The 4097-nt window shown below is 69.1% G+C and carries 4 protein-coding genes and 1 pseudogene; all 5 read left to right on the plus strand.

Annotated features, from left to right (window positions below):
- The first annotated feature begins 12 nt into the window (after positions 1 to 12).
- On the plus strand, positions 13 to 141 hold the full coding sequence (locus ACFPZN_RS55725) for a 2Fe-2S iron-sulfur cluster-binding protein (protein ID WP_378293491.1): 129 nt from the start codon (positions 13 to 15) through the stop codon (positions 139 to 141).
- Positions 141 to 872, plus strand: coding sequence for an SRPBCC family protein (locus tag ACFPZN_RS55730; RefSeq protein ID WP_378293485.1), 732 nt, complete (start codon positions 141 to 143; stop codon positions 870 to 872). The genes ACFPZN_RS55725 and ACFPZN_RS55730 overlap by 1 nt, the downstream gene beginning before the upstream one ends.
- 82 nt (positions 873 to 954) lie before the next feature.
- A complete protein-coding gene (locus tag ACFPZN_RS55735; RefSeq protein ID WP_378293487.1) occupies positions 955 to 1791 on the plus strand; it encodes a mycofactocin-coupled SDR family oxidoreductase in 837 nt (278 codons plus the stop codon).
- Positions 1792 to 2182: 391 nt separating this feature from the next.
- Positions 2183 to 3391 (plus strand): cytochrome P450, encoded by a 1209-nt coding sequence (locus tag ACFPZN_RS55740; RefSeq protein WP_378293489.1) that lies wholly within the window; start codon positions 2183 to 2185, stop codon positions 3389 to 3391.
- Positions 3392 to 3826: 435 nt separating this feature from the next.
- Positions 3827 to 4097, plus strand: a pseudogene (locus ACFPZN_RS55745) (ABC transporter permease); the annotation flags it as partial.

The following is a 4097-nucleotide window of genomic DNA, read 5'->3' on the forward strand; positions in this document are numbered from 1 at the left end:
GCCACCGCGTTCCTGCGCGAACACCCCGACCCCACCGACGACCAGATCCGCGAGGGCCTGTCAGGCAACCTGTGCCGCTGCACCGGCTACCAGGGAATCATCAACGCCGTCCGCGCCGCCGCAGCCACCAAGGAAACCTGATGAAACTCGAGAACACGCTGACCATCCCGGTGCCGGTGCGGGAGGCATGGCAGGTCCTGCTCGACATCGAGCGGATCGCGCCCTGCGTGCCCGGCGCCACCCTGACCTCCAACGACGGCGACACCTTCCACGGCAAGGTCAAGGTCAAACTCGGGCCCATCGGCCTGTCCTACAACGGCACCGTCACCTTCGTCTCCCTCGACGAGACCGAACGGGTCGCGGTCCTGGAGGCCAGCGGACGCGAGACCCGCGGCGGCGGCACCGCCAAGGCCACCGTCACCTGCCGCCTCACCGACCAGGGCGACACCACCGACGTCCACATCGAAACCGACCTGGCCATCACCGGAAAGCCCGCACAGTTCGGCCGCGGAGCACTCAACGACGTCGCCACCAACCTCATCGGCCAGTTCGCCGCCAACCTCGCCGACGAACTCACCTCCACCAACGACGCCGGCGGTGACGGCGAAGGTGACGGCGAAGGTGCCGGAGACCCGAGCCCCGCGCCGGCGCTCAACGGCGAGGCGCCGCGCGCCGAGCCGGCCCCACCGCGTACGGCCCCCGCCGCCCGCGCCCCCGCCGAACCGATCAACCTCCTGCCGGTGACCGGCGGTGGACTGCTCAAGGCCGCCGGCCCCATCGCGGCCGCGACCGCCCTGGTCGTCCTCCTGGTCACCATCCGGCGTCAGCGCTCGGCGACCAGCCCGCTCGACGCCTCGGCCAAGGCCCGCTGACCGCGGGCACCGCCACCCCGCCGACCGGTCCCGGTCGAGCGGAGACCGACCTCACCCCCCGACTGCCTGGAAAGAGGTAGTGATGACTGGACGAGTCGAAGGCAAGGTGGCCTTCATCACCGGTGCGGCGCGCGGCCAAGGGCGCGCGCACGCCGTGCGCCTGGCCCAGGAGGGCGCCGACATCATCGCGGTCGACATCTGCAAGCAGCTCGACAGCGTGCCCATCCCGATGTCCACTCCCGAGGACCTGGACGAGACCGTCGCCCAGGTCAAGGCGCTGGGCCGGCGCATCATCGCCTCCCAGGTCGACGTGCGCGACCTGGACGCGCTGAAGGCGGCGGTCGACGACGGCGTGACCCAGCTGGGCCGCCTGGACATCGTCATCGCGAACGCCGGTCTGGCCGCCTCCGGTGCCCAGATCGAGGAGATGGACGCCAACCTCTGGAAGGACTCCATCGACGTCAACCTCACCGGCGTCTACCACACCGCCAAGGTCTCGGTTCCGCACCTCATCGAGGGCGGCCGCGGCGGCGCCGTCGTCCTGACCAGCTCGGTCGGCGGTCTCAAGGCCCACCCCCACGTCGGCAACTACGTGTCGGCCAAGCACGGCGTGGTCGGGCTGATGCGCACCATGGCGGTGGAGCTCGCCCAGCACAGCATCCGCGTCAACTCCGTCCACCCCACCCAGGTGAACACGCCGATGCTGATCAACGACATGACCTTCCGCATGTTCCGCCCCGACCTGGAGAACCCGACCGCGGAGGACATGGCGCCGATCTCGCAGATGATGAACGCGCTCCCGGTTCCGTGGGTGGAGGCGGAGGACATCGCCAACGCGGTGCTCTTCCTGGTCTCCGACGAGGCCCGTTACATCACCGGCGTCACCCTGCCCGTCGACGCCGGAAGCATGCTGAAGTAACCGCCCACGCGCTCTCCGCAGGCTCCGAGCGGCGGTTCGGAACAGCCATCCCGCCGTACCGGCTGCTCATCACCGCTCGCCGCGCGCGCCGCCGTGACAGAGACCCGCGGAGCGGTCCGGGCCGGCCCGTCGGGCCGGCCCGGTCCACCGCGAATCCGCCGGGCGTCCCCCTTGACCGGGCGGGCGCAAACCGAGGAGGCCAGCGCAGGAAAATGGTCGTCAATGTCCTCGGCGGCGCACCCTTGACCCTCGCTGACGCCAGTGATACAACTCACTATTAAGTGTGCTGAGCGATCGCTCAACACAGCGTGTTGGCATCTCAGAACGGCACGTAGGAATACCTGCCGTAAAGCTTTCAACAACCCTCGGCACGCGACTCGAAGGAAAACACGTGAGCACTGAACAAGTGAGCACTGAAAGCGCCGTCTACTGGGATCCGTACGACCCGCGATTCTGGAGCGACCCCTACCCGACGTACCGCCGTCTCCGGGAGGAGGCGCCGCTCTACTACAACGAGAAGCACGACTTCTACGCGGTCACGCGCTTCGCCGACGTCGAGCGCGGCCTGCCGGACTGGAAGACGTTCTCCTCGGCCCGCGGTGGAATTCTCGAGCTCATCAAGTCCGGCATCGAGATCCCGCCGGGCACGCTCATCTTCGAGGACCCGACCATCCACGACGTCCACCGGCGCCTGCTCGCCCGGGTCTTCACCCCGCGCCGGATCTCCGCCCTCGAGCCCAAGGTCCGCGACTTCTGCGTGAAGACGCTGGACCCGCTGGTGGGCGAGAAGAGCTTCGACCTCATCGAGGCCGTCGCCATCGAGATGCCGATGCGCGTGATCGGCATGCTCCTCGGCATCCCCGAGGCCGACCAGGTCGCCATCCGCGACGCCGCCGACGAGAGCCTGCGCACCGAGGCCGGCGGCCAGATGGACTTCAAGGGCGGCGCGGTCATGAGCAACGAGATGTTCCGCGACTACATCGAATGGCGCGCGAACAACCCGTCCGACGACCTGATGACCGAGCTGCTCAACGCCGAGTTCGAGGACGAGGACGGCACCCGGCGCACGCTCACCCACGACGAGGTGCTCACCTACATCACCGTCGTCGCCGGCGCCGGGAACGAGACCACCGGACGGCTCATCGGGTGGACCGCCTCCCTGCTGGCCCAGAACCCCGAGCAGCGCCGCGAACTGGTGGCGGACCCGTCGCTGATCCCCGGCGCCATCGAGGAGGTCCTGCGGTACGAGCCGCCGGGCCCGTCGATCGCCCGCTACGTCACCAAGGACACCGAGTTCCACGGCCAGACCGTGCCCGAGGGCGCCGCCATGCTCTTCATCGTGGCCGCCGCCAACCGGGACGAGAACCGCTACCCCGACCCCGACCGCTTCGACATCCGCCGCGAGATGCCGCAGCAGCTGACCTTCGGCCTGGGCCCGCACTACTGCCTGGGCGCCGCGCTGGCCCGCCTCGAGGGCCGGGTGGCGACCGAGGAGATCCTCAAGCGCTTCCCGGAATGGGACGTGGACTGGGACAACGTGAAACTGGCGCAGACCTCCACGGTCCGCGGCTGGGAAACGCTCCCGCTCGTCGTCAACTGACCCGCCGGAGCCGCCCCTCGAAGGCGGCTCGACTCCCTATTCAAATAACGAGCAAACGGCATCATCTGGCCGGCCCGGTATTCGCGATCAGAAGTCGCGCGGCCGGGCCGGGACCAGACGGGGTCGCCACCGCACCGACCCCTTTTCGGGACGACCGAGCTCGATCGGCCGTCACAGGAGAACAGCTCCACTTGCACCGTGACACGGCTCCGGTTCCGCCCGCATCGATTCCAGGGGCACGGACATTCCGTCCGGGAGAATTCATCCTCTGGAGGGGGCGCCGCCGTATGACCGGCTGAGCCGCGTCACCGGAGAACGCAAGGCGCAGGACGGGCGTGGTACCAACCTGCGGCCCCACCCCACCCCCCACTGGAGGCCACCCATGGCTCACATACGTGCACAAGCGCCCCCCTGGGCTCTCCGGGGTCGCCGGCCATGAGCGCCGTGCCGAGCCGCGTCACTGGGTGGGGTCTCGGTGCTCTGGTCGCGATGGGTTCGTTGTTCGCGATCGGGTTGGAGGCGTTGCGGCGGACGTGGGATGTGCGGGACTGGTTCTGGGAGTTCGTGGAGCAGTCCTGGTTTCTGGCGCGGGTGACGATGTTGCCGTCGTTGCTGGTGGCGTTGCCGTTGGGGGCGACGGTGGCGTTGCAGGTGGGTGATCTGGCGGGGCAGTTGGGTGCTCAGTCGGCGACCGGTGGTGCGGTGG

The organism is Actinomadura rugatobispora (genome assembly GCF_042656285.1).
Lineage (GTDB): Bacteria > Actinomycetota > Actinomycetes > Streptosporangiales > Streptosporangiaceae > Spirillospora > Spirillospora rugatobispora.